This window comes from Granulicella sp. dw_53 (genome assembly GCF_018449545.1).
GTDB lineage: Bacteria > Acidobacteriota > Terriglobia > Terriglobales > Acidobacteriaceae > Edaphobacter.
Genome location: NZ_JAAVUR010000017.1, coordinates 36,138 through 59,459 on the forward strand (window position 1 = coordinate 36,138; position 23,322 = coordinate 59,459).

General features: G+C 52.8%; 20 protein-coding genes. 13 read left to right on the forward strand and 7 right to left on the reverse strand.

Features of this window, described 5'->3' with window-relative positions; all coding sequences use genetic code 11:
* The first annotated feature begins 81 nt into the window (after window positions 1-81).
* The 3 genes from HB393_RS21175 (at window position 82) to HB393_RS21185 (ending at window position 1,910) form a co-directional block, all read left to right on the forward strand.
* The gene (locus HB393_RS21175) at window positions 82-474 is read left to right on the forward strand and encodes a cupin domain-containing protein (RefSeq protein WP_345945359.1); all 393 of its coding nucleotides are present in this window, start codon (window positions 82-84) and stop codon (window positions 472-474) included.
* Window positions 475-526: 52 nt separating this feature from the next.
* Window positions 527-712: a hypothetical protein gene (locus HB393_RS21180; protein ID WP_213807200.1), complete on the forward strand. Its 186-nt coding sequence runs from the start codon at window positions 527-529 to the stop codon at window positions 710-712.
* Window positions 713-788: 76 nt separating this feature from the next.
* Window positions 789-1,910, forward strand: a complete 1,122-nt coding sequence (locus HB393_RS21185; protein WP_213807201.1) for a hypothetical protein — start codon at window positions 789-791, stop codon at window positions 1,908-1,910.
* 900 nt (window positions 1,911-2,810) lie between these two features.
* On the opposite strand, the gene HB393_RS21190 is transcribed toward HB393_RS21185, so the two are convergent.
* From HB393_RS21190 to HB393_RS21210, 5 genes are all read right to left on the reverse strand, one after another.
* Window positions 2,811-3,281, reverse strand: a complete 471-nt coding sequence (locus HB393_RS21190; protein WP_213807202.1) for a 6,7-dimethyl-8-ribityllumazine synthase — start codon at window positions 3,279-3,281, stop codon at window positions 2,811-2,813.
* Between the two features lie 12 nt (window positions 3,282-3,293).
* Window positions 3,294-3,734: a GNAT family N-acetyltransferase gene (locus HB393_RS21195; protein ID WP_213807203.1), complete on the reverse strand. Its 441-nt coding sequence runs from the start codon at window positions 3,732-3,734 to the stop codon at window positions 3,294-3,296.
* A gap of 344 nt (window positions 3,735-4,078) precedes the next feature.
* Window positions 4,079-4,828 (reverse strand): SDR family oxidoreductase, encoded by a 750-nt coding sequence (locus HB393_RS21200; protein ID WP_213807204.1) that lies wholly within the window; start codon window positions 4,826-4,828, stop codon window positions 4,079-4,081.
* A 41-nt stretch (window positions 4,829-4,869) separates the two neighbouring features.
* Window positions 4,870-5,388 (reverse strand): cupin domain-containing protein, encoded by a 519-nt coding sequence (locus tag HB393_RS21205; protein WP_213807205.1) that lies wholly within the window; start codon window positions 5,386-5,388, stop codon window positions 4,870-4,872.
* A gap of 518 nt (window positions 5,389-5,906) precedes the next feature.
* Complete coding sequence (locus HB393_RS21210) at window positions 5,907-6,683, reverse strand: TetR/AcrR family transcriptional regulator (protein WP_213807206.1); 777 nt, start codon at window positions 6,681-6,683, stop codon at window positions 5,907-5,909.
* On the opposite strand from HB393_RS21210, the gene HB393_RS21215 reads away from it, so the two are divergent.
* Both HB393_RS21215 and HB393_RS21220 read left to right on the forward strand, forming a co-directional pair.
* Window positions 6,655-7,893: an alkene reductase gene (locus tag HB393_RS21215; protein WP_213807207.1), complete on the forward strand. Its 1,239-nt coding sequence runs from the start codon at window positions 6,655-6,657 to the stop codon at window positions 7,891-7,893. The two genes, HB393_RS21210 and HB393_RS21215, sit on opposite strands and share 29 nt — an antisense overlap.
* A gap of 222 nt (window positions 7,894-8,115) precedes the next feature.
* Window positions 8,116-9,108, forward strand: coding sequence for an alpha/beta hydrolase (locus HB393_RS21220; protein WP_213807208.1), 993 nt, complete (start codon window positions 8,116-8,118; stop codon window positions 9,106-9,108).
* Window positions 9,109-9,435: 327 nt separating this feature from the next.
* Here the strand turns inward: HB393_RS21220 and HB393_RS21225 are convergent, their stop codons facing one another.
* Window positions 9,436-10,404 carry a quinone oxidoreductase gene (locus HB393_RS21225; RefSeq protein WP_213807209.1) on the reverse strand — a complete coding sequence of 323 codons (969 nt, stop codon included), beginning with the start codon at window positions 10,402-10,404 and terminating at the stop codon, window positions 9,436-9,438.
* Between the two features lie 446 nt (window positions 10,405-10,850).
* The gene (locus HB393_RS21230) at window positions 10,851-11,675 is read right to left on the reverse strand and encodes a helix-turn-helix transcriptional regulator (RefSeq protein WP_213807210.1); all 825 of its coding nucleotides are present in this window, start codon (window positions 11,673-11,675) and stop codon (window positions 10,851-10,853) included.
* A 703-nt stretch (window positions 11,676-12,378) separates the two neighbouring features.
* Here HB393_RS21230 and HB393_RS21235 point away from each other — a divergent pair.
* From HB393_RS21235 to HB393_RS21275, 8 genes are all read left to right on the forward strand, one after another.
* On the forward strand, window positions 12,379-12,864 hold the full coding sequence (locus tag HB393_RS21235; protein ID WP_213807211.1) for a kinase inhibitor: 486 nt from the start codon (window positions 12,379-12,381) through the stop codon (window positions 12,862-12,864).
* Between the two features lie 600 nt (window positions 12,865-13,464).
* Window positions 13,465-14,880: an MFS transporter gene (locus HB393_RS21240; protein ID WP_213807212.1), complete on the forward strand. Its 1,416-nt coding sequence runs from the start codon at window positions 13,465-13,467 to the stop codon at window positions 14,878-14,880.
* A 467-nt stretch (window positions 14,881-15,347) separates the two neighbouring features.
* Complete coding sequence (locus HB393_RS21245; RefSeq protein WP_213807213.1) at window positions 15,348-16,355, forward strand: SDR family oxidoreductase; 1,008 nt, start codon at window positions 15,348-15,350, stop codon at window positions 16,353-16,355.
* 763 nt (window positions 16,356-17,118) lie between these two features.
* Window positions 17,119-17,667: a carboxymuconolactone decarboxylase family protein gene (locus HB393_RS21250; protein ID WP_213807214.1), complete on the forward strand. Its 549-nt coding sequence runs from the start codon at window positions 17,119-17,121 to the stop codon at window positions 17,665-17,667.
* A 78-nt stretch (window positions 17,668-17,745) separates the two neighbouring features.
* Complete coding sequence (locus tag HB393_RS21255) at window positions 17,746-18,525, forward strand: helix-turn-helix transcriptional regulator (RefSeq protein WP_213807215.1); 780 nt, start codon at window positions 17,746-17,748, stop codon at window positions 18,523-18,525.
* A 126-nt stretch (window positions 18,526-18,651) separates the two neighbouring features.
* On the forward strand, window positions 18,652-19,167 hold the full coding sequence (locus HB393_RS21260) for a DinB family protein (RefSeq protein ID WP_213807216.1): 516 nt from the start codon (window positions 18,652-18,654) through the stop codon (window positions 19,165-19,167).
* A 1,094-nt stretch (window positions 19,168-20,261) separates the two neighbouring features.
* Window positions 20,262-22,697: a glycogen/starch/alpha-glucan phosphorylase gene (locus tag HB393_RS21270; RefSeq protein WP_255551464.1), complete on the forward strand. Its 2,436-nt coding sequence runs from the start codon at window positions 20,262-20,264 to the stop codon at window positions 22,695-22,697.
* A 114-nt stretch (window positions 22,698-22,811) separates the two neighbouring features.
* Window positions 22,812-23,315 (forward strand): PEP-CTERM sorting domain-containing protein, encoded by a 504-nt coding sequence (locus HB393_RS21275; protein ID WP_213807217.1) that lies wholly within the window; start codon window positions 22,812-22,814, stop codon window positions 23,313-23,315.
* Window positions 23,316-23,322 lie beyond the last annotated feature (7 nt).

A 23,322-nucleotide genomic window follows, 5' to 3' on the forward strand; every position in this document is an offset into this window, starting at 1 on the left:
GATGCATCCAGAGAGCGTTGGTTGCAATCTTTTATGTATCAGCTGCTACGCAATCGGCAGCAACAAGAGAGAGGTGTCTTCGTGGAGATCAAACGTGTAGGAACTCAAGCATCGACAGTGCCGCCTTCCAGCTATCTAACCGGGGCCGTGCGTGTCGATCCGCTCTACGAAGCATCAACTCCCTCGCGTCTCCACAGTGTTCAGGTGACGTTTGAGCCAGGAGCTCGCACTGCCTGGCATATGCATCCTGTTGGCCAGCTATTGATTGTCACTGCTGGCTCTGGCTGGGCACAGACCGAATCCGGCCCAATCGAAGAGATTCGATCCGGAGATATTGTGGTTCGAACCCGGCGAGAAACATTGGCACGGCGCCGCGCCCACCACCGCCATGACCCATATCGCCATTCAAGAGAGCTGGACGAGAGCGCGATCACCTGGATGGACAAGGTCAGCGACGACGAGTACAGCAAGTAAGCAGCAACGCTGGCGTACGCTGCAGCTAGCGACCAAAACTAAAGGAGAAACAGTGGACACCTCAACCCAGGCGGCCGACCAAATCCGCCTCATCAAGGAATACTTCTTGAAGGGAGACGCTGGCGATCCGACGATTCTCGACCTGTTTGCCGATGATGTGGAGATTCGCTCTCCGAAGTTCGGTACCAGGTCTGGAAAGACCTTGTGCCTCTTTTTATACAGGGCTTACTTGGGGTAGTTCAAAGCCTCACCATGTCCACTTACATCATCGCCAAGCAAACAACTCCGGCCTCACATCCGGGTTAAGGAAACACATGACTACACGATTCAACTCGGCCTTGCTCGCTTCATCTGCAGCACTGTTGTTCTCTCTCGCTGGCTGCTCGACGGTGACGAACACTCCTCCTACCCAGACGAAGGAACCTCCCGCTCTGCAGCATATTGTTTTCGTCGGTGACAGCTTCACTCACGGACGCTACCTGCCGGTACGGACGTACAACAATACTCCGGGAACGGGTGGCATCGGTTCCACCGTTGCCTCTACGAACGTAGTGGACGAGAACTTTGGCACCGTGGTGACAGCAAGGCAGGAGTCAAGCGCTGGCGAGACGGGGCCGTGGGGCGGCATCCCGGGGATTTTTGCGGAATTCGCGAGCGAAGCTGGGCTTCCCTACGATGTACACATCGAGGCGATCTCAGAGACTTCGTTGGCAGACAACTACTCCGCCGCAAGCGACGTCATCACGCGACCAAGCTGGACCGCAGTGGTTCTACAGGAAGCGACGTTCCAGCCTATTCCATCGAACCTCTCGCTGGACAGCCACAGTGATCCTACTGCGTTCTGCAAAGCGATCGACACCATCGAGGCAGGGGTTCACGCGGCAGCTCCCGCCGCCAAGGTGTTCCTCTACGAAACGGGTGCGCCGGCTGATATGGCCTATAGCCTCAGCACCGAGCAGTCGGCCTTCTCTGATGCTGCATACCTTTCCGCGCTTGGAACCCTTACTTCTGCGTACCACGATGCCTATCTCAGCGCAGCAACGCGGAACAAGAACATCGCCGGGATCGCTCCTACCGGCGATGCGTGGGCATTGGCTTGGTCGCAGGGAATGGCCAATCCTGACCCGTATGGTGGGTCTGCAACGGGCTTCTCGCTAACATTCAACTACCAGAAGGGCAGCTCACCCGTGACGCGGGACGTGCCGACGGATCCGGGCTTTCATCACCCAAGCATCTATGGTGCCTATCTGAATGCGCTTGTCTTGTTCCAACGCATTACTGGCACGGATGCAAGAACGTTGGGGCACTCTGAATTGGCTGCTGCAAGTCTAGGCATCTCGCCAGACGCTGCCGCCAATCTGCAATCCGCGGCTTGGCTTGCGGTGAGACAGCAGAACTCTACCTTTTCTGCCGCCAACTACGACCCCTGCCGGTGAAGGAGAGCAACATGTTCGTAGAAAAATCACATAGTCGCCTGGCGTATGAAGACGGAACTTAACTGATATGGCCCGTTCCCGTTCCGACGTTGGCCAGCGTACAAACAGTACCTCCGTCATCGGAGAGAGTGAAATAGGCCGTCACATCCGGGCGGTTCTTGCCGAACTTTCTGCCAACAATCGTTTTTCTTTAGCGCGAACCTTGGCTGCCTTCCACAGGAACCCAATCGTCGCCCTTACGGATCCCAGCAAGGCGAGATGAGACTGATCGTGGAGCCAATCCAAAACGAGCTGTCGATAGCCGTATGCGTTTAGGACACATTGACGATGAAGTGCCAGACCATTTCAGCATCCGTAACCGGCTGTCGCTTACGTTACCTTAAAAGGCGGCTCGATCTTAGCCGCTACGACAGAATTACCGGGTTCACCGAAAGAGAGCTACTGCGGATCGCAGCCGTAGTCGAAGGAGAGTCGATTCACGTTCGGCTCGACGACCCACTTGCTCGTCTTCTCCACCCGGCCGTCGCAAATGCCGCATCGGCAACCATCTCGGCTCGGCATGCGATGGACAGGCTAAAAACACTCAAATGATTCCAATTTCGCACCGAAAAACTCATCTTTGCGCAGTAAAGTTTTGTCCTTCCCTAGATACGGGACTCTCGGTAACTCAATGCAGAAGATCGCTTCTCACTTTTGTGATCGCTCTTGGATTGGCTGTGTAGGTGAGTAGGAGAGCAGAGTCCTACGCTTCACCCCAATAGATGCTTAATGGGAGCACGCAATTGCAGACGGTCCCTCCGGTATTTTCGAGTTGCTGTCTGGAGAAGGACTACTTGATGCACTGGTAATACCAAGATCTACTCATCTTTAATCCTTGCCTTATGACATATCTGAATAGTCTTATTCATTACGCACTGAGAAGAGACGGAGATATCTCCGTCTCTTCTTTTCTCGAATATCCCGAAGGACGCTGGTGGATGCAATAGCGGCACGAACGGCTGCTCGCGCGTAAAGCTCCTTCCGGGTATTAGCCTGATCCCATGAAGCGTCTGGACCAATAATTCCATAACCAATAGCTTTTTCGTGTTGGAGAGAAGAATTTAGCAGTAAGGTACTGACCGTATGCGCCATCACTTCACCATGCTGGGTCTCTCCTTTTTCGATAAACCCAAGAACGACCACGGATGTAACATGCTCTTTCCTCAAAAGAGCGTCAGCTATCAAAGGGATTTCATAAGCACCATGCACATGTGAAACTATCGCTATCTCTACACCTAGAATCGTTGTCTCATCCCGAGCTGCCATTAGCATTGCCTCGCTAATATCCGGACTAAATTCCGCGACTACGATTCCAATCAAATTTGGGTCCATACTATTCCTCTTTCAATGTTCAAATTGGTCTAAATCCAGTGTCATAGCGTGAATATAATCAAGCATCGTAAAACCTAAACTCTCGTAGAACCGCCGATTGTGTAACGCTGTGAAAAGCCCTACCATCCTTAACTGAAGGCATCTGCACTTGGCCAAGAGACGCGCAACAATCATTTTGCCGATTCCGAGTTTTTGAAAGTTTGGATGGACCGCGATATCCCACAACGTGCCATAGTACGCTCCATCGCTAATCAATCGACCGAATCCTACGAGAATATCTCGATCGTTATACACAACGACGATCTCTGTAGAAGATTTGATCGCCTCTCTCATTGCATCCACCGACCGCGTCCCCATTCCCACAATCTCGAAAAGACTGTTTAGATCCGCAAGATCAACCTTAGGTGGATTAATCTCAATACGAAATCCAGGCAATGAATTAGCAAGTATCATGGCAGGCCAAATCCTTTATGTAGCGCCCTGCGCGGAGGGCACCGGTACCGAAGTTCGGTAAACAAGTTAGGCAGTTCGTAATAGGTGCAATCCGACTTAATTATGAGCAGATTTCTATGGCGCCATTACACTGCGGTACGAGAGGTGTGAAAACATGATGACGCGCCAATCCTCTTAGAGACGCTCTTCGCGTTTCTAGTAATCAAGGTATGACTAGGACCTCGACTACGCCAAATAATCCTGAAAGTGACAGTCCGGCGGTCACCGCTGACAACTTGCGATGAAGCATGATGGATTTCTTAGGCAAATAGAGGTTATCTCGCGTGAACGCCTATCAGTGGAAACTAGATCCAGATTCTCCCGCTGCCGACGAAAAGTTCGACGCCGGTGATGTAGCTTGCGTCATTGGAGGCCAAAAATACAACTGCCTTCGCAATCTCTTCAGGTAATCCCAACCGGCCAAGTGGAAAAATGGCCGCCGGGTTTTCGAAGCGGTATCTTTTATCGCACGTCTCAGCAAGATCTTTCAGTCCCTCAGTATTGGTTAGGTCGGGGCTGACGGCATTCACCCGAATCTTGCGGTCCTTCAGATCTTTTGTCCAACCGCGAACAAAAGAACGTACGGCTGCCTTGACCGCCGAATATATGCCGAAAGCGGGAACGGGCTTAATTGAAATCGTCGAGGCCTTCAGTACGATTGCTCCCCCGTTTGGAATGAGGGGAAGCGCTTTCTGCACTGTGAACAGAACGCTTTTCACCGTGGTGTTGAAGATGTGGTCAAAACTCTGTTCTGTTATCTGCCCGAGAGGGGCGTACAAGGCCTCACCCGCATCGGCGATTAGCACATCTAATCGACCCTGCTCTCGCCCAATCTGGGCGTAGAGCGCATCCAGATCGGCAAGGTTGGAGACCTCGGCGTGCACAGCCTTCGCGTGGTTTCCCAAAAACTTCGCTGCGACATCGAGTTCCGCCTGTCGCCGACCCGTGACGTAAACGAAAGCGCCTTCCTTGACGAATTGTTTGGCCGTAGCGAAGCCAATGCCTGAGCTCCCGTCTGTAACTAGCGCTACCTTGTCATCTAACTTACCCCCCATGCCTTTCCTCCTGTGGTGGACTTACGAGCTGTATCTTTCGTTTAGCTTGACCCGACATCGATTGGGGCGAAATACATGTGGTTCTCGCGTGCGATCTGAGCAATCTTGCCCATAGCCTCCGCTGGAGGGATGGACGCGAAGCTAGAGGTTCGGTCTGCGTCGGCGACGGCATCAAAGAAAGTCTGATGAACCGCTGTCGATATCCCAAGCACACGACAATCGGAAGACCCATGGTTATAGAAGCCGTGCAGCGAGTTTGGAGGAAGGATCACGATGTCACCGGCCTCACAGCGAACCCAGTCCTCTTTTCCGCCACTCACGCGGAAAAAGTCGGCGATGCCTGACAGTACGTAGAACGATTCCGCCGAGGTATGACTGTGCACTGGAACACCTTCACCCGGGGCAAGTGTCATTTCGTTGACAGAGAATGAGTATGCACTGTCTTCCGCTTTTACTTTCCAGGTGAGATGAGCACCCGCGATATCGAATTTTTCACCTTCTCCTCGACTAACTTTACGAACGCCTTCGACGGCCGGGATGGTCTGCAAAACATCACTCATGACAAGAACTCCTTTTCTTTAAAACCGAATCAGTAACGCAGTTGTCCGATCCAGCTCATAAGGTAGCAGTTGGCTACTGGCCACTCTTCATCAATCTGGACAAAGATTTGCTTGAAAGCGCCAGAGTGAAACGGCGGAGGGTCTATTCGTCGCTTGGCTATCTTCTAGATCCCTTATCCCAAGGAGTGTCCGCGAACTCATGCTTTCCGAATCGAGCACAGAACTCTGCCGCAATGGCGACCATGCACCAAGCCGGAGGACATGATCTTCCTTGATAAGCGTCCCTCTACAAAGCCCTGTCGCTCAACCAGTGCTTGCTCAGAGGCCGGATAAGATGGCAATTGCTAATCTAAGCTTCGGTGACCACGATCCACATGCGCCCGAGTATGGCACCGCTCTTGGCTCGAGAAGGCAATCAGGCTCGACAGGCGGTGGACACTGATAGCTGGGCTCGCAAGGATGAGTCACTGAAGGAGTCACCAACGTTCAAGGGATCAATGTGTGCTTGCCTCAAGTGGCTAGCCAACTGTTCGAATGCTATCTTTTCGAGGCCGCTTAGCAGGCAGAACCGCCCGACCATATGTACTTCTCAAGGACGTCCGTTGGCCGATGAGGGAACTAACCATCTCCACCATGTCTTCTCCCACGAGATCTGCACCGAGATTCGAGGCATTGCTTTGTGCGCCGTCGACTACATAGAGAATCCCTCGCGACAGTCGCTCCGGGTTAGAAAGATGGGCTTTTCTGCAAAGCGATTCCAGATGTTGCCTCACTCGGTCGCGATGCTCCCGAATAACACCCCATGCCGGATGGTTTGGGTCTGAAAGCTCTGCAGCCGTATTCATGAACGGGCAGCCTCGATGGTTTTCTGATGGCAATCGGCTCGAAATAAATCGAGCCCAGCCAACGATCTGGGCGATCGGATCGTATGGATGCTCAGCAGCCAACCATTCCCAACGTGCTTCACTCTGTGTCGAAATCGCGGTGAGCCACTCTGCGACCAAAGCTTCTCGACCTTCGAAATGCCGATAAAAGGCCATTTTAGTCGTGCCGGCCTTTGCCACAATTCGATCTAAAGTGACGGTATGGGTCGCCTCTCTGTGGAACAGTTTGGCTGCCGCTTCAAGAATCCGGTCCCTCGGCGATTTGGTTCTCTCCATACCGCTATGATACACGATAGTATTTAAACGATACTTTAAAGTATCGTCGCGATATTTCTCACATCCAAAACACACGGGAATTCGCGCACTGAAAAGGAGAGAGAAAGTGAACCTTGAAAATGAGACAAGCGCCAAACGTGCCAGTGAAATCGTAGAAGCTCAGCCGCTTCTCGGGCCTTACACCTTCGGTTCGCTTGTACTGCCGAACAGGATTGTGATGTCGCCAATGACACGCGGAAGAACAGATTCATCCGATCGTGCTCCTGGGGATGTGGAAGCCGAATATTACACCCAGCGTGCATCTGCTGGTCTTATCATCACGGGTGGGACATATGTTAGTCCTCAAGCCGTTGGTGGGATCCGAGTTCCCGGCATCTATAGCGATTCACAGGTTGAAGCATGGAAAAGGCTTACTGGCGCCGTACATGCGCGTGATGGAAGAATCTTTGTTCAACTCGCGCATTCAGGATCAATTTCTCATCCCGACTTGCTCGCTGGGGAGGTTCCTGTGGCACCTTCAGCTATCAATCCCCAACACAAAGTGTTTACGCATTCCGGATTCAAGGATACGGTGACTCCGCGAAGCCTTAGTGTTGATGATATCCAATCCATCGTGGATGACTTCGGTAAGGCAGCGAAGAATGCAAAGGTCGCAGGTTTTGACGGCGTTGAATTGCATTCCGCGAATATCTATCTGCTTCCGCAGTTTCTCAATTCTGCGACTAATCTTCGAGATGACGAGTATGGTGGATCGCCTGAGCGGCGAGCGCGTCTGATTATCGAAATTCTAGGTGCCATTGCCGGTCATTGGCTGAGAAGTCAGGTCGGCATCAAGTTGAGTCCCGGACAGAACGGAGTAGGCGTTTTAGTTGCAAACGACGACACGCTTCCCACCTACGATTATCTGATTCAACAGTTGGATCAATTTGCATTAGGTTACCTGCATCTGATGCGTCCCATTAATGATGTCAGTCGTTCTGTAGTTGCCGTGCTGCAAGAAGGTACGTACAAACGCTACCGGCCAATTTTCCAAAGAACGCTCATCGCGAACTCCGGCTTTGAATTGGAATCGGCGAATGAGGTCGTGCGAAGTGGTAATGCTGATCTGGTGTCCTTCGCAAAACACTTCATCGCCAATCCGGATCTGCCTGAGCGTTTTTCAAGGAATGTTCCCATCGCAGAAGGCGACCGTGATACCTACTACCAAGGCGGCGCGGCGGGGTATATCTCCTACCCGTCATACGCGACGAGCCTCTGGCGTTTTGGCAAGGCGGGACAGCGGGCGAATTCACATGATAGGACTGACCATTTGAACGATATTTGTCCGTTAGGTCCGGGGATATGAAGACTCATTTGAAATCTGTTGAACAGATTTCTATGGCTACCGCCTCAACCGGAACGGACCGGGAGGCCCCGTCGAGCTTCACAGGACTAGATGCTCGGCCCGTGAGGACTCCACTCGTTCTCGGTTAGGGACTATCTCCATGAAACGTCATCTAAATTCGCGTCTATAGTGATGCGCGATGGCATTAGTGGCTAAAACGATTCCCGATAAGGAGCCTCCTCCATGTATAGACTTCGATTCGTCCTCATTCTATTTCTGTTCTCATGCGCACAACTCTCGATGCAGGCACAGCGGCACCGCCGTGAACGGGAAAGCATTTCCAAGCCAAAGACCAATCCTTGCTTCGATGCCAGTGATGCTACTGAGATCCGTTTATGGCAATCGCCAGCGCCCGGAGCCGTCGGGGATGACTCTTGTCGCGATGTGCCCTACGTCCAAGTTTTCCAGCCCGTAGACCCCTCCCGCAAGGTCCATCCTGCAATCCTGGTGATTCCCGGAGGGGGATACGACAATTTGGCAGATAAGCGAGAGCAGGCCTCGGTGGCGGAATACTTCGTAACCCAATTGCATGTCACTGCTTTCGTTTTGCGGTATCGACTCGTGCAATCAGATGGTACTTACCGTTATCCAATCCCGCTATGGGATGGTCAACGTGCAGTTCGCTTGTTGCGTGCTCGGTCCCACGACCTGGGTATCGATCCTTCGCACATCGCGCTGTTGGGCTTCTCTGCCGGTGGCCATCTGGCGAGTACGCTTGCACTCCATCCGTCCGCATCCTTTGGCGCGACGGCAACAGATGCGATCGACACGGGCTCCGCCCAAGTGAATCTCTTAGGCCTTGGATATCCTGTCATCTCGATGAATCCCGAGGCGGTGCCACCTTCGGGCTCGTACAAGCATCTCTTGATGGGTTTTCATGGCAATAAACTGAAAGAGTTGCAGCACTACCTGTCTGGAGAAGAGAACGTCACGCCGATTATTCCGCCGGTATTTCTTTTCGAGAGCATGGACGATCAAAAAATCAGCCCACAAAACAGTATCTTATTCGCGGATGCACTCCGCCGAGAACATGTCACCGCCGAAGTTCATCTCTTCCGTCACGGGGAACACGGCTCCGGCCTCTCCGTCGGTATCCCCGATGAAGATGTATGGCCTTCATTGTTCAATGACTGGATAGAGAGGCAATGGCCAGGGTTCAGACCTTATAGACGTTAGCAAAGCGGAACCTAGATCCCCTCTCTTACACATACCGATGGCTTGGGAGCAGCGGGTATCGCTGAAAGGGCGGGAAACGTCATCAGTGAGAGTTCCAAGAGCGGCCAAGTCTTTGGCGTCTAGTATCGTGATCCGTAAGCCTCCGTTTGAGCCTTAAAACCGAGCTACATCGCTGAGGAGCTTCGTGGTTGGAAGTAAATACAGTGCAGCTGGTAAAGTGCCAACAAGACTGTGGCTGCGAATTTACAAAAAACGTTTTCGAGATTCCTCGAAATGGGTTCTTACATCCGGATGAGTAACAAGCATCCTCGCCCTGGTGATAGAAGATTACGGAATGAGAAGCACTTTCCCTGTGGTCGAACGACTGGCGAGTTCGATGTGGGCACGAGCTGCATCTTTGAGCGGAAGCGTCTTCTCGATTCGAAGTCTTAAGGTGCCGGAAGCGACAGCTGCGAAAACTTCGGCGGCCCGCGTCATCAGCTCTTCATGTGTGCGCGTGTAGTCCCTCAAAACCGGACGAGTGACGTAGAGCGATCCGAGAGAGGCGAGTCTCATCAGTTCGAGCGGTGGCACGTCTCCGCCTGCCGATCCATAGAGCACAAGTGTCCCCCGGGCTTTGAGGCAGGCTAGTGATTGGTCGAAAGTGCTCATTCCAATTGAGTCATAGAAGACTGCCAATCCGCGTCCGTCGGTAAGCCTCTTCACTTCTTCAGCGAAATCCAACTGGTTATAAAGAATGGTTTCATCGGCGCCCGCCTTACGAGATAGGTCCGCTTTCTCTCCACCAGAGACCGTTGTTAGAACACGCGCCCCGCGAGCCTTCGCCATCTGTGTGAGCAAAAGCCCAGTTCCGCCTGCCCCAGCATGCACCAAAATCTCATCTCCAATCTGAATTGGATACGAAGAATGCGAAAGATAGTGTGCAGTCATGCCTTGAAGCAGGACTGCGGCGGCCTGCATAGAAGTTACTCCCGAAGGAATCGGCACAATACGGTCCGCGGGGGCCACTGCATATTCAGCGTACGTGCCTACGATACTGCACCAAGCGACTCGCTCCCCTTCACTCAGTCCTGTAACTTCGCTGCCGAGTGAAACGATGGTTCCAGCAGCTTCCTGGCCAGGAATAAACGGCGGCCGATTGCTATAACGCCCTTCGCGGACATACTGGTCAATAAAGTTGACCCCGGTGGCTTCAACACGGACTAAGACTTCGTTGGCTAGGGGGTTCGGTACGGGTGTCTCCCGCAACTGGAGAACTTCGGGTCCGCCGACTTCATGAATCACGATTGCTTTCATAGCTCCTCTTTGGTTCTGCTTTGGAAACAAATTGCGGTTTAGTCCCTGACGGTTGATTCCGTCAGCTGCTGCCATTCTTCGGCTTACTGCGCCTGCGTTTCATCCACTATTTCAGCTGGCCCGCAGCATCTGTGCCGAACGCTAACCGACGCGATTCCTTGCCACTGCTAACAAGCTTGAGAATCGCCTGCGCGATCTTCTTAGGGTCGCTCTCCTCGTGTCCGATCGTCTGTTTCCGAAGACCGAATAACGGTCCAAGAGATGCCTCATATTCGGGCAACAGTCCGGCATGTCGAGCTCTGCACGTTATGCCCAATTGATCCGAATTGCCCTGGTTCGAGCGTACGGACCCTCACGCCAAATGTCATTGACACGCCCGCTCGCCGACCGCGTGATGACTAGTGCCCGAGAGGAACGCTGCGAATAGATATCACCAGATTCGTGGATCAGCTCCTACCTGCCCTTAAGGTGGCACTATTGCTAGGAGGCTTATCTTTGACGCGGCTGTAAGCAAGAGGAGTAATGCCCATGACACGTTTGAATGTTTTGATGAAGGCACTGACGCTAAGGTAACCGACCGCGAGGGATGTCTGAGTAACGGAGCTGCCGCTGGACAACTTCTCAGCGGCGGTCAGGACGCGCAGATGCTGTCGCCATTGACCGATCGTGATTCCAGTCTCCATCCGAAAATTCCGAAGTAAAGATCGCTTCGACATACCCGTTACTTTTGCCCAGGAATCGAGCGTGCGCTCATTCTCCGGCCGATGTGCCATGTTTTTCACGAAATGTTTTAGCCGAGGGTCGCTTGGCATTGGCAAAGCCAAGGGCTGTATCTTCGCACTTCGTATCTCCTCGCAGAGTACAGCGAGAAGATGGCGCCTAAAGGACGATGTGGGCGCGTTTTGCTTCCAGTCGCCGATGCGACGCACAATTTGATCGAGCAGAGGGGATAGTGCCAGCACGACCGGACGACTGGGGAGAAGATCACAAAGATCGGAAGTTAGATAAATCGACCACCCTGCGATGTCGCCGCAAGAGCGCATCGAATGACGGTTGGACGGCGGTATCCAACAACAACGATGCGGCGGCAGCATCCAATTACCCATCACAGTTTCAACGATAGTCAGTCCGGATTGGAGCGAGAAAAGTTGTCCCTTTGTGTGAGAATGCTGCTCAGTATTCCATACTCCAGGGGAATCGAAATTCCAAAACGTAACTTCCTCTTTCGATTTCTCCACCTCGGCATGCAGGACGCTGCTAATCATTGCCATCTTACAATTTTATTTCATTTTGACGGGAATCTCTTGCACATCTCAGCCACATGCTTGAATGACAGTGGATTAAGGAGTGGTCTTTCAATGAGGAACTACAGGCGGCGTTCATCTCGCCGATCAAAGTGAAACTTGGCGAATTAGTCTCATCCCGGCATTCTCGAATGCGAACCAATAGATCTGGCCATTAAGTAGTCCGAACGCGCCAATGTTCAAGGCCAGGCGAATTATCCTGGCCAAGATGACGATCATTGATGGCGGCAACTGGTTTTGTAACTAGACCTTCCAAACAACTAGGTTCCGTCCTGACGCACCAGAACTGACGGTGCGTTTCTGGGTGCGGCTGATCATTCAGATTCTCGAGAAGGTTTGGCGTCTTTGAGAGACTCTATGGCCGTTTTGATCGAACTCCATCCACTGTTTGCACCTACCCTAGCAATGCGAGCAGTTGCTTCAGAAGGATCGAGTGCTCATTTATCACCTATCGCGATTTCCGCACGTACAGCTATCGGCGCTTTCAATGTTGAGAAATAGACAAGCGATCGTTTCGCCCCTATAAACCGCTATTAGAAGCCCTAATGACGCAAGCGCAATCCAATACGGAATCTAGCGCCGATCATACGATATGACAAGCCGAATGATCCGAGGTTCAAACGGCCCATTTTAACTAAAAATACAATGCGCTGATGGCGCCTGGAGATGTATGAGCTTTCGTATATTTAGTAACGATTTGCGGGACGGCGGGATCTTAGCTGACGCCCATGTTCTTAACCAATTCGGGTTCAACGGTAAGAATATTTCCCCCCATCTTGCTTGGGAGGGCGAACCTTCTGGCACGAAGAGCTTCGTGGTCACGGTTTATGATCCGGATGCTCCGACTGGTTCGGGCTGGTGGCACTGGATTGTCGTCGACATTCCAAATGAAGTTCATGAATTAGCTGCTGGCGCAGGCTCCGGAAACGGCTCTGTCCCGAGAGGTGCTTTACAGACGCGAACGGATTTCGGAATTGCTGGATACGGAGGAGCAGCGCCACCGCCTGGCGCTCCACACCGGTACATATTCACTGTGCACGCTCTCAGCATCGACAAGCTAGGTGTTGACGCCGAGTCCAGTGGGGCGATGGTGGGTTTCCTAATGGGCAAGCATACGCTGGGAAAAGCAACTCTTACGGTGACATTCCAGGCCTAAGTCGAGAATACTCGAACGACAACCTGGGCTGTTTCTCTCCTCTGCGCTCGCAGAGGAGAGAAACCACGCGCTGTCCTGAGGCGGGCGATTTGCTCCCAAGATGGAAGCATGGTGCTCTAAGTCTGCGCGAATAATTGTCCGATCAACCCTCAATGCGATGACTTCTGCGGCGGACTGCGCTTTGGAGGCCGAGGGAAGTAAACGTAGCTGGCTTCCGTTGTGGCGGCGCTGCACATGAGGCTCTATCAGACAGCGTTCTCGATTCTTGGCCTTCCAGAAAAAAATCTCCGTTGAGGATCGATCAATCGCGCGTTGAAGATGACGAGGATTGGCCATATCGAAATACTTCTAGTCCATTTTAGCGACGCGAAGTGTTGCCAGCGCGAATAGCCTAAAGCGAACGGGGTATGTTTCCTTCGTATGAACGTCCACTTGTACCATAGCGCGCAGCCTCAAGAGTTCAGCAGGTTATGCGCAACAGCCGAAGTTTCTTCTGCGCACGAGCAATCCGTGGTGTTTTACAAAACAATCTTCTTCCAATGCGGTAGTAGACAGATTCGTGCGTGGGCATCGACAATCCTTACTGAGGAGTCAAGATCTATGGCAATATCGAAGTCCACATACGTTCCTACTGAAGCGCTTTCGCTGTCCGCCGGCATGATTTCCGCGCGCCTAGATCGGCTGCCCGCCACGCGGACGATGTGGAAGTTTGTCATCTTGCTCAGCTGCGGATTTTTCTTCGAGCTTTATGACTTGCTGTATTCCGGCTATGTTGCGCCGGGACTCATTAGGAGCGGTATCCTGACGCCCACCACGGTTGGCTTGTTTGGCTTGAAGGGTGTGGCGGCTTTTATTGCCTCCATGTTTTCTGGACTTTTCATCGGCACGCTTGGCTGCGGATCCCTTGCGGACCGCTTTGGCCGTCGCGCGATCTTTACGTATTCGTTGCTTCTATATACGGGCGCAAACTTGATCATGGCGTTCCAGACCACGGCTAATGGTCTGAACTTCTGGCGCTTTGTGGCAGGTATCGGCATTGGCGTAGAACTCGTGACGATCGGAACTTATATCTCCGAACTTGTCCCCAAGCAGATTCGTGGACGGGCTTTTGCCTGCGAGCAGGCAGTGGGGTTTATGTCCTTGCCGGTCGTGGCTTTTCTGTCGTATCTACTTGTGCCCCACAAGCCGTTCGGCCTGGACGGATGGCGCTGGGTTGTCATCATCGGTGCGCACGGTGCAATCTTTGTCTGGTTCATTCGGCGCGCTTTGCCCGAAAGCCCACGTTGGCTCGCGCAGCAGGGTCGGCTCTTGGAAGCGGATCAGCTGGTGTCCAAGCTGGAATTCGTCATAGCAAAAGAGTATGGAGGTCCGCTTCCAGCTCCAGCGGCGCCCGAACTCGTGGTCCTGGACCGCACCTTTCGCGACATGTGGGTGACACCCTACAGGAAGCGCGCCCTAATGATGAGCATCTTTAACATCTTCCAGACGATCGGTTTCTATGGATTCGCCAACTGGGTGCCAACGCTGCTTATCAAGCAGGGCATCACGGTCACAAGTAGCTTGCTGTATTCATCGATCATCGCTATCTCTGCACCCGTCGGGCCGATGATCGGACTGTTTATCGGTGATAAGTTCGAACGCAAGACGGTGATTGTGGTGACTGCCGCAGCCATCGTAGTGTGCGGCCTGTTGTTTAGCCAGATTTCGGTTGGATTGGTACTTATCGCCTTGGGCGTGGGACTTACACTCGCGAGCAACATCATGTCCTATAGCTTTCATGCCTATCAGAGCGAGCTTTTTCCTACAAGCATTCGAACGAGTGCGGTGGGCTTCGTTTACTCATGGAGCCGCTTCTCTGCCATTTTCACATCGTTTTTCATTGCGGGCATTTTAAAAGAATTCGGGACCACCGGTGTGTTTCTATTCATTGCGGCGGCAATGCTGATCGTGATGGCGGTGATCGGGCTTATGGGGCCACGCACACGCGATCTTGCGCTGGAAAAGATCTCACGTTGAAGCTGGACGGTCCCTATGTTTGCGTCGTTGCACCAGCCAATCCAACGAATAAAAGGTGACGTCACCGTGGCGCAAACGCCCGTCGGCAAGAGCGGCAGCATCCGCAGCATATACAGCTCAGCGTCACTGATCCGTGACGCAAGTTCCACTTCACGCAGTTGACTCCATCGCGCCTCACGTCCCGTGTTCTGATACGCGCTCACAAAACACAGAATGAGCTAAACCTGGACGGTTTGTGGCAGTTCCTAGGTTTGGCCTCAGATTGTCTTTTATCTCTTCTGGACGTGGCACGGGGGGAGCGATGTGACTGGACTCGGCCGGTTTAGGGTCAGACCACGCGACCGGGGATTTGTGCGTCTATGTCAGTACGTCTGTAGGAATAGCAAGACGAACCCAACGACTGCGATGCGATAGGACACGCGTCTATATGCAATGGGGCGCAACCTTCACCAATAGGAGATAACAGAATGAGTTCCGAGAACCCGATTTCGCGCCGTGATCTTGTCACCCATCTGGGAGTAGGCATCGCTGGCGCGGCGCTTACGGCTGCGGCTCCTTCAGCGCACGCCCAGACGGCTAGCGGCGCTACGGCTGCACCATTTGCCGACCCGACGGCAAAGTATCCAAAACCGCCGTATCCGGGACAATCGCAGCCGTGGCCCGGACTCGCCAGTAAGATGAATCCTCGCCCCGATCACGGCGAAACTAGTTACAAGGGCTCGGGGCGCCTCACTGGTCGCAAAGCGCTCATCACGGGTGGCGATTCCGGCATGGGACGTGCAGCTGCCATCGCCTATGCACGGGAAGGTGCCGATGTTGTCATCAGCTATTACCCCACCGAGGAGCCCGATGCAACCGAAGTCATTCAGTTAATCAGAGCCGAAGGTCGCAAAGCTATCCCCATCCCCGGCGACCTACGCGAGGAGAGCTACTGTAAGGATCTTGTCGCGAAGGCGTTGGCGGCACTGGGAGGGCTGGATATCATCGTGTCCAACGCTGGGCGTCAGCAGCAATGTGAAGACCTCCTCCAACTCACTACGGAGGCTTTCGACGCGACGATGAAGACCAATATCTATGCTCCGTTTTGGATCATCAAGGCTGCACTTCCGCATCTGCGCCCAGGCTCATGCATCATTGCCACCACCTCCGAACAGGCCTATGATCCCGCGGGAAACCTCTATGACTATGCTCAGACGAAGGCTGCGACTATGAACTACGTGAAGTCCCTTTCGAAGCAATTCGGTCCTAAGGGCATTCGTGTCAATGGCGTTGCGCCCGGTCCGATATGGACGCCACTGCAAGTCTCAGGCGGAGCTACCCAGGACCACTTGATTCACTTCGGCGAAACCTATCCGTTGCGCCGGGCAGGGCAGCCAGCTGAGCTCGCAAGCATATACGTCCAACTCGCCGCGAACGACGCCAGCTACACCACCGGCAACATCTATGGTGCAGGTGGGGGCGGAGGCCAGCCATAAGTGTTACTTGGTTCTCCGAACCTGATCGATCGGGCAAGTCCACTGCTAGCGTGTCGTGGTGGGACGAAGGCAGCAATCGATCTAAGCACTTAAGCTTCTGATTTTCTAGATAGGACGTCTTCACGAGCCCAACGAATGGCGTTTATATGCAGATTTCAGGGATGGGCATATGACTGACGCGATCCAAATCGGATAAACCAATATTTTGAAGACACGATCAGTGTAGAGCGAACTTCGAGAAAGCGTTGGCGACCTTCGGAAATGCGCGAGAACAGACGGAAGTGGAAGCTATGTTATCCGTTGCTTCAGTAAAGGCGAAGACCCACAATGAGCGGTTAGAGGCCCTCCCCAAAGAAACGTGGTGGCACGCCATCTGAAGAAATGACTTTATTAGCAGAGATGTTGGCCTTTTCGCCGTTGAGCGTACAGATCGGACAGGGTGCGCCGAAAAGAATACTCAACACGTCTTGTAACGCCCTGCTAAAAACGGTAGGGATCGAAATAGCCTCTCCCCAAAAGGTCGTGAGTTTTTCGACTGCATTGTGTCTTCCGAACGTCCATATGATTCTTCATCCTGTGTAACCCGGTTCTTGATAAGAGCAAGAAGTGATTGTCGAGTCAGCATGTGGTGCCGATGTGTCCATACAAGTGCTTCGCAAAATATTACCTAAGAGGTAATTGCTGTGCCTCTGCTTCTCTTCGATACTAAGTCAGTAGTCGTACAGAATCTTCTGCGACGCTACAGATCACAGAGGAGAATTACATGCCAAACTATCCGACTCACACGCTTGCTTCGGCGCCCGAGAACTCGAAGTATGGGCTTGAACTTCTTCAGCAGAAGTTTGGTGCTATACCAAATATCGCGGCCGCCATTGCAAATTCGCCGAAACTCATCAACTCTCTCGTTGGCGTATTTCAGCAGGTCCACAGCAGCAGCCTCACTGAGCAGGAGATTCAAATTGTTCTTCTTACAGATGCAGTGGCGAACTCTTGTGCCTATGCCGTAGCGTTTCATACGGCGCTGGCGCACCAGCAGGGAGTGAGCTTGGAAGAGACTGATGAGATTCGAGAGCGGGGCATGCCCACGGACAAGCGGTTTGCTGCACTTTCCACTCTGGCAAAGGGGCTCATTGAGAAACGTGGGCACTTGAGCGACTCGGAACTCGATACGTTCATTGCTGCCGGCTTCACGAAGGAACAGATTCTGGAGGTTATCGCTATCGTGGCAGCTTCGACGATCACAAACTACTTTGCAACTATCGCCAATCCGCCACTGGATGCCCCCTTTCAGCAGTATACTTGGCGAGCTTAAAAGGTATAGATGAAATCGCCACAAGTCAGCTATTGGTCGACCCCGTCGTCCGGTTAACTTTGACAAGAGGAGATCGTAATGGGAACGCATTCTAGCCACGCAATTCCTCAGCTCGGCGACTTGCTGCGCTATTGGAGACAGGAGCGTGGCAAGAGTCAGCTCGATCTCTCTATGGATACCGGCATCTCGCAGCGTCATTTGAGCTTTGTGGAAAGAGGGCGGAGTGCTCCCAGTCGGGAGTTCCTTTCGACCGTTGGCGAAGCTTTGAACATTCCTCTACGCGAACAAAATGTTCTACTGCTTGCGTCGGGATACGCCGCACAGTACAGCGAGCCGAGCATGGATGGCGAGCAAATGGCGATCGTGATCCGGGCAATCGATCGGATGCTGCAGCAACATGAGCCGCATCCTGCGCTCGTGCTGGATCGCCATTGGAACGTGGTGCGAACTAATGAGGCTGCACCGCGCTTCTTCGGTTCATTCGTCGATCTGGACAATAGACCAAAGCCGCGGAATCTCCTTGACCTGATGTTCGACCCTGGGGGGATGCGGCCCTTTATCGAAGAGTGGGAAAGGGTCGCGGCCGGCCTGCTGCAAAGGGTGCGGCGGGAAGCGGTAGGACAGGTGCTCGATTCGGAACTCCTAGAACTGCTGAAGCGGTTGAAGCAATATCCCGGGGTTGCAGGGTTGAAGCCGTTGCTCACATACCAAAGTCCTGTACTGCCCATCACGTTTCGACGAGACAATCAGCGTTTCTCCTACTTTTCTCTGATCACAACAGTCGGGATGCCCCAGTGCATCACCGCGCAGGAACTGCGCGTGGAGTGCATGTTCCCAACTGACGCAGAAGGGAGATAGCAGTCTATAAGGCATCGTAAAATTGACGTTTCGAGGTGCAGCCTTGAGTCGGCAACGGCTGTCGGGAGCCTATGACCCTGTCCGTGAATGTTACGGCCGATAAAATGTGGAAGAGGAGCGTTGCCAATGCTAGCGGTTTTCCCCTGGATTGAACGAAGCTTTAACTTCGATTGCCCGAGATGGATGTACCCAAATCTCGTTGAAAGAATCCGTGGAGGGCCGGCACGAGCGGAAGAGGCCGTAAGGGATGTGCCTGTCTCCCTGCTGGCCAAACGGCTGGGGACCTCTTGGTCTATTCAGGAAAATATCGGACACTTGTTAGACATTGAGCCCCTCATGTCAGGGCGATTGGATGACTTTACAAACGGCCTTTTGCAACTCAGGGCATGGGAAGAGACCAACAGAGCCACCTGGCAAGCAGATCACAACGCCAAATCCATTCGAGAGTTATTGGCTAGATTTCGCGACGCGAGGTCGAGACTTGTAGAACGCTTCGACGCTCTTGATGATTCGCTAGTCGAACGGACAGCATTTCATCCACGCCTCAACCGGCAAATGCGAGTAATCGATCTCGTTTATTTCATCGCGGAGCACGACGAGTATCATCTTGCAAAGATCACGGCGATCAAACAGCAAAGATAGAGGATCAGAGGTATTGAAAACGTTATCCATGCACAACTTTGCCGGCTCGTGTGGTCTGAACCAGAAACAAGAGCGCCAATGACGTTCGCCCTGAGCATTCCGGGCTGACAAATCCGCTAGTCGCTTATCCTGCAGGAAGGGTACTTTCGAATGCCATCGACAAGAAGATTTTTGACCTCTCTGTTAAACTCGAACGGTGATGATGAGATCGTTCGTCGTTCGTCGCCATCCAGCGGTTTCCGTTAGAGGACCGGGCAAACACGGATGGATATCGATTGACCCAAAAAGGAGAGGAGCTGACGCCAGTGATGCTTTCCCTCATGCAATGGGGAGATCGATGGCTCGCGCCCAACGGGAAAGTTCCGATTCTGATAGTCGAAAATTCTACGGGAAGCCGATCGAACCTGTTCAACTACGTGCTAAAGGAGGTCGCTCACTGTCATTTCGTGAGGTGCGCTTTGAGCCTGGACCTGGAGCGACCGCGAAGACGAAAGCTAGTATTCAAAGCCGCAATGAACGTGTTTTGGGGCAGGGTTGACGAAGCGCGGAACTAACGAATCGTCGCATTAAACTAAATGTGTAGCAGACTTTATCTCTAGTAAACGAGTCAACGGCGCAGGTCTGCGCGAAGCTCACGCACTCTCCGTCCCAATCGTTCACGCAAGAGTGTTCGTACGCTGCGTCGTGTAACTGACTTCGGCTTTGTTCGCTTTGAGGTTGTTACCGTGTAGAAGAGAATTGCGCGTGCTCCACACCTAAATTCTGAAAGTAGGCGAATGGCGATTTGCCGAGTCTTGTCTTGATAGACAATCTTACTGACAGTCTTTCCTCGACACTAGCCGTTGTTAGGCAGGAATGGTTCGTGCTTTGGGAGAATGGCTTCGTGCGATCATTGCGGTGAGGCTGCCGTGGTTCCCGGGCAATAGGGGCGAACGCACATTGCTGGACTTTGCATCTCAAAAGCATTCAAATGCTGTTCATTTAGATGGCGGACTATATAGATAGCATAAGTAAGAGAATGAACTATCTCGATCAAAATGGGAGCGAACATGGTGGGTGGATCTTCGAAGTCTGAAAATATCGAAAGTCACGATATGAGTTCCAATGCCGATCTCAAGCAAGCTTTTATCCACCATCTGAATTGCACGGTCGGCAGGTTGTTGGAGAGATCGTCTGTTCGGGACAGGTATCTGGCTGCTGCGGCAGTAGTGCGCGATCGGATGATGAAGGCTTGGACAGATACCTCTGAACTTTATATCGCTAAGGATGTTCGGGTGGTTGGCTATCTTTCGGCGGAGTTTCTGCTAGGTCCTCAACTCGGCAACAACCTGTTGAATCTTGGCATCACCGAAGAATTGCGGTCGGCGCTAGTCGATCTCGACATTAATCTGGACGACTTGATCGCAGAGGAACCTGAGCCTGGCCTGGGAAATGGCGGTCTTGGAAGGCTCGCTGCTTGCTTCATGGACTCGCTCGCGACACTGTCCGTTCCTGCAATCGGCTACGGTATCCGATACGAGTACGGCATGTTTAAACAAACGATTGAAGACGGCTGGCAGAAGGAGCTAACGGACAAGTGGCTTCAGTTCGGTAATCCGTGGGACATCCGTGACAGCAACTCGATCGTTGAGGTGAAGTTTGGTGGCTATACGGAAGCTTGGGTGGACGAGCAGGGGAAATACCGGGTTCGTTGGGTGCCCGAGCACGCGGTCATGGGGGTGCCATTCGATACCGCTATGACTGGTTATCGCAATGGTGTCGCCAATCGCTTGCGGTTGTGGGAGGCTCAGGCGACAGAATCCTTTGACTTCGAACGCTTCAACACTGGGGATTATCTGGGAGCAGTGCAACAGAAGATGATGTCGGAGACAATCTCCGAGGTGCTCTACCCAAACGATGAGAAGATTGCAGGCAAAGAGCTGAGATTGATGCAGCAGTTCTTCTTTACTTCATGCTCGCTGCAGGACATGATCCGCATACATCTGCAGCAGGGCCGAGACCTGAAAGAGTTTCATCAGAAGTGGGCAGTGCAATTGAATGACACGCATCCTTCGATCGGTATCGCCGAGTTGATGCGGCTGTTGATAGATGAGCACGATCTGGACTGGGATAGCGCTTGGAATACGACGCAGCAGACCTTTGGCTATACGAACCATACGTTATTGCCTGAGGCGCTCGAACGCTGGCCGATCCCGCTCTTCAGCCATCTCTTGCCGCGTCACATGGAGATCGTGTACGAGATCAATCGCCGATTCTTAGAGGAGGTGGAACATGATTATCCTGGCGATCTCGATCTGATCAGAGATGTCTCTCTGATCGAGGAATCCGGGGATCGTTCGGTGCGCATGGCAAACCTTGCTACGGTGGGGAGCCATTCGATAAATGGCGTAGCGGAACTGCATACGAGATTGCTCGAAGAAGATCTGCTCCATAGTTTCTATCGGCTCTATCCCAAACGGTTTAGTAACCAAACGAATGGGGTAACGCCGCGGCGTTGGATTGCGCTCTGCAACCCGCGCATGGCTGCTTTGGTCACGCAGGCCATTGGAGATGGGTGGATCACCGATCTGGACCAACTTCGGAAGCTCGAGCCGTTTGTCGAAGATGCATCCTTTGTGAAGGGCTGGCGCGATATGCAGCGCGATACCAAAGCAGATCTCGCTGGCTACATTCAACAGACGACCGGAATCGTCACTGACCCTCATGCGATCTTCAGTGTTCAGGTAAAACGGATACACGAGTACAAACGGCAGCATCTTAACGTACTCCATATCCTGACGCTCTATCTGCAGATCAAGCGGAATAAAGACGTTGAGATGGCTCCTCGAGTATTTCTTTTTGGTGGCAAGTCGGCGCCCGGCTATGTGATGGCGAAACTCATCATCAAGCTGATCAACTCGGTCGCAGATTTGGTCAACAATGACCCTGACGTAAGAGGCAGACTAAAGGTCGTATTTCTCCCGAACTTCAATGTCACCCTCGGTCAGCGCATCTACCCGGCGGCTGACCTGGCCGAACAGATCTCTACAGCAGGGAAGGAGGCCTCTGGGACAGGATGCATGAAATTTGCAATGAACGGGGCAGTCACTATTGGGACACTAGATGGTGCCAACATCGAGATCCGAAATGAGGTTGGGGAAGAAAACTTCTTTCTATTCGGGTTGACCTCGGAAGAGGCTACGCGGGAGCAGCAGAACGGCTATCGACCCTACGATCTCTATCAACAGAACGATCTCTTGCGAGAGGTGTTGGACGGCCTTTCCTCAGGCAGATTCTCTAAAGGCGACGCCGACGTCTTTCGGCCCTTGGTTCAGTCTTTATTGGAGCAGGATGCCTACATGCTTCTTGCCGATTACCAGTCCTACGTGGACACACAGCAACGCGTTAGCGAGGCTTACCAGGATCACGATCGATGGACACGCATGTCGATGCTCAACTCAGCTCGCTCCGGGAAGTTCTCCTCCGACCGTACGATACGGGAATATTGCGCCGAGATATGGAAGACTGGTCCGCCAACCAGGACGGCTTGATCCCGATATTGAAACCCGTAAGGGGCGATACCCTCAGAATTAGAATTATCTTGCGTTTAACATTTCATTCTTATTCGGGACGGTACTCTCGGTGAGTCATCATCTGGAGGTCTCTTGCGTCTTTCATTCTTGTCCCTTGCATTGTCCGGTCTCCTTCTACTGCCTGCTGCTGCGCAGGCTGATACCTTCAACTTCAACGCTATCGGCTCTGGTGGTGGATTCAGTGGATCTGGCGTGCTCACAGCATCGAACAATGGAGATGGTTCTTATACCATCAACGCAATGAGTGGAAGCGGTATAACTGGCCTTATCGCGGCCGATGGTTTTTTCGGAAACGATAATCTGCTCTTTCCCACCGCTTCGAGATTGTTGGATGTCAATGGCTTTGCTTTTACTCAGGTTCTAGCTGGAGTCACGTATTCGGTCAATATCTTCTCTACGGTAGCCGGATACGAAGCCATCAGCCTGGGCTCCGACGGGGACTTCGAGGACGCGCCAGTCACCTTCACCCTGACAAACACTTCTGCGGTTGCTCCCGAGCCCTCCAGTCTGTTCTTGCTCGGCTCCGGCATCTTGGCTGCTGCTGCTACCCAGATACGCCGGCGTTTGAACGTCTGAATCAGCT

What these genes read in the sequence shown, in the direction of transcription:
- HB393_RS21185 (WP_213807201.1), top strand. Translation starts at nt 789, where the DNA reads ATGACTACACGATTCAACTCGGCCTTGCTCGCTTCATCTGCAGCACTG.
- HB393_RS21190 (WP_213807202.1), bottom strand. Translation starts at nt 3,281, where the DNA reads ATGGACCCAAATTTGATTGGAATCGTAGTCGCGGAATTTAGTCCGGAT.
- HB393_RS21195 (WP_213807203.1), bottom strand. Translation starts at nt 3,734, where the DNA reads ATGATACTTGCTAATTCATTGCCTGGATTTCGTATTGAGATTAATCCA.
- HB393_RS21200 (WP_213807204.1), bottom strand. Translation starts at nt 4,828, where the DNA reads ATGGGGGGTAAGTTAGATGACAAGGTAGCGCTAGTTACAGACGGGAGC.
- HB393_RS21205 (WP_213807205.1), bottom strand. Translation starts at nt 5,388, where the DNA reads ATGAGTGATGTTTTGCAGACCATCCCGGCCGTCGAAGGCGTTCGTAAA.
- HB393_RS21220 (WP_213807208.1), top strand. Translation starts at nt 8,116, where the DNA reads ATGTATAGACTTCGATTCGTCCTCATTCTATTTCTGTTCTCATGCGCA.
- HB393_RS21225 (WP_213807209.1), bottom strand. Translation starts at nt 10,404, where the DNA reads ATGAAAGCAATCGTGATTCATGAAGTCGGCGGACCCGAAGTTCTCCAG.
- HB393_RS21230 (WP_213807210.1), bottom strand. Translation starts at nt 11,675, where the DNA reads ATGGCAATGATTAGCAGCGTCCTGCATGCCGAGGTGGAGAAATCGAAA.
- HB393_RS21235 (WP_213807211.1), top strand. Translation starts at nt 12,379, where the DNA reads ATGAGCTTTCGTATATTTAGTAACGATTTGCGGGACGGCGGGATCTTA.
- HB393_RS21240 (WP_213807212.1), top strand. Translation starts at nt 13,465, where the DNA reads ATGGCAATATCGAAGTCCACATACGTTCCTACTGAAGCGCTTTCGCTG.
- HB393_RS21245 (WP_213807213.1), top strand. Translation starts at nt 15,348, where the DNA reads ATGAGTTCCGAGAACCCGATTTCGCGCCGTGATCTTGTCACCCATCTG.
- HB393_RS21250 (WP_213807214.1), top strand. Translation starts at nt 17,119, where the DNA reads ATGCCAAACTATCCGACTCACACGCTTGCTTCGGCGCCCGAGAACTCG.
- HB393_RS21255 (WP_213807215.1), top strand. Translation starts at nt 17,746, where the DNA reads ATGGGAACGCATTCTAGCCACGCAATTCCTCAGCTCGGCGACTTGCTG.
- HB393_RS21260 (WP_213807216.1), top strand. Translation starts at nt 18,652, where the DNA reads ATGCTAGCGGTTTTCCCCTGGATTGAACGAAGCTTTAACTTCGATTGC.
- HB393_RS21270 (WP_255551464.1), top strand. Translation starts at nt 20,262, where the DNA reads ATGAGTTCCAATGCCGATCTCAAGCAAGCTTTTATCCACCATCTGAAT.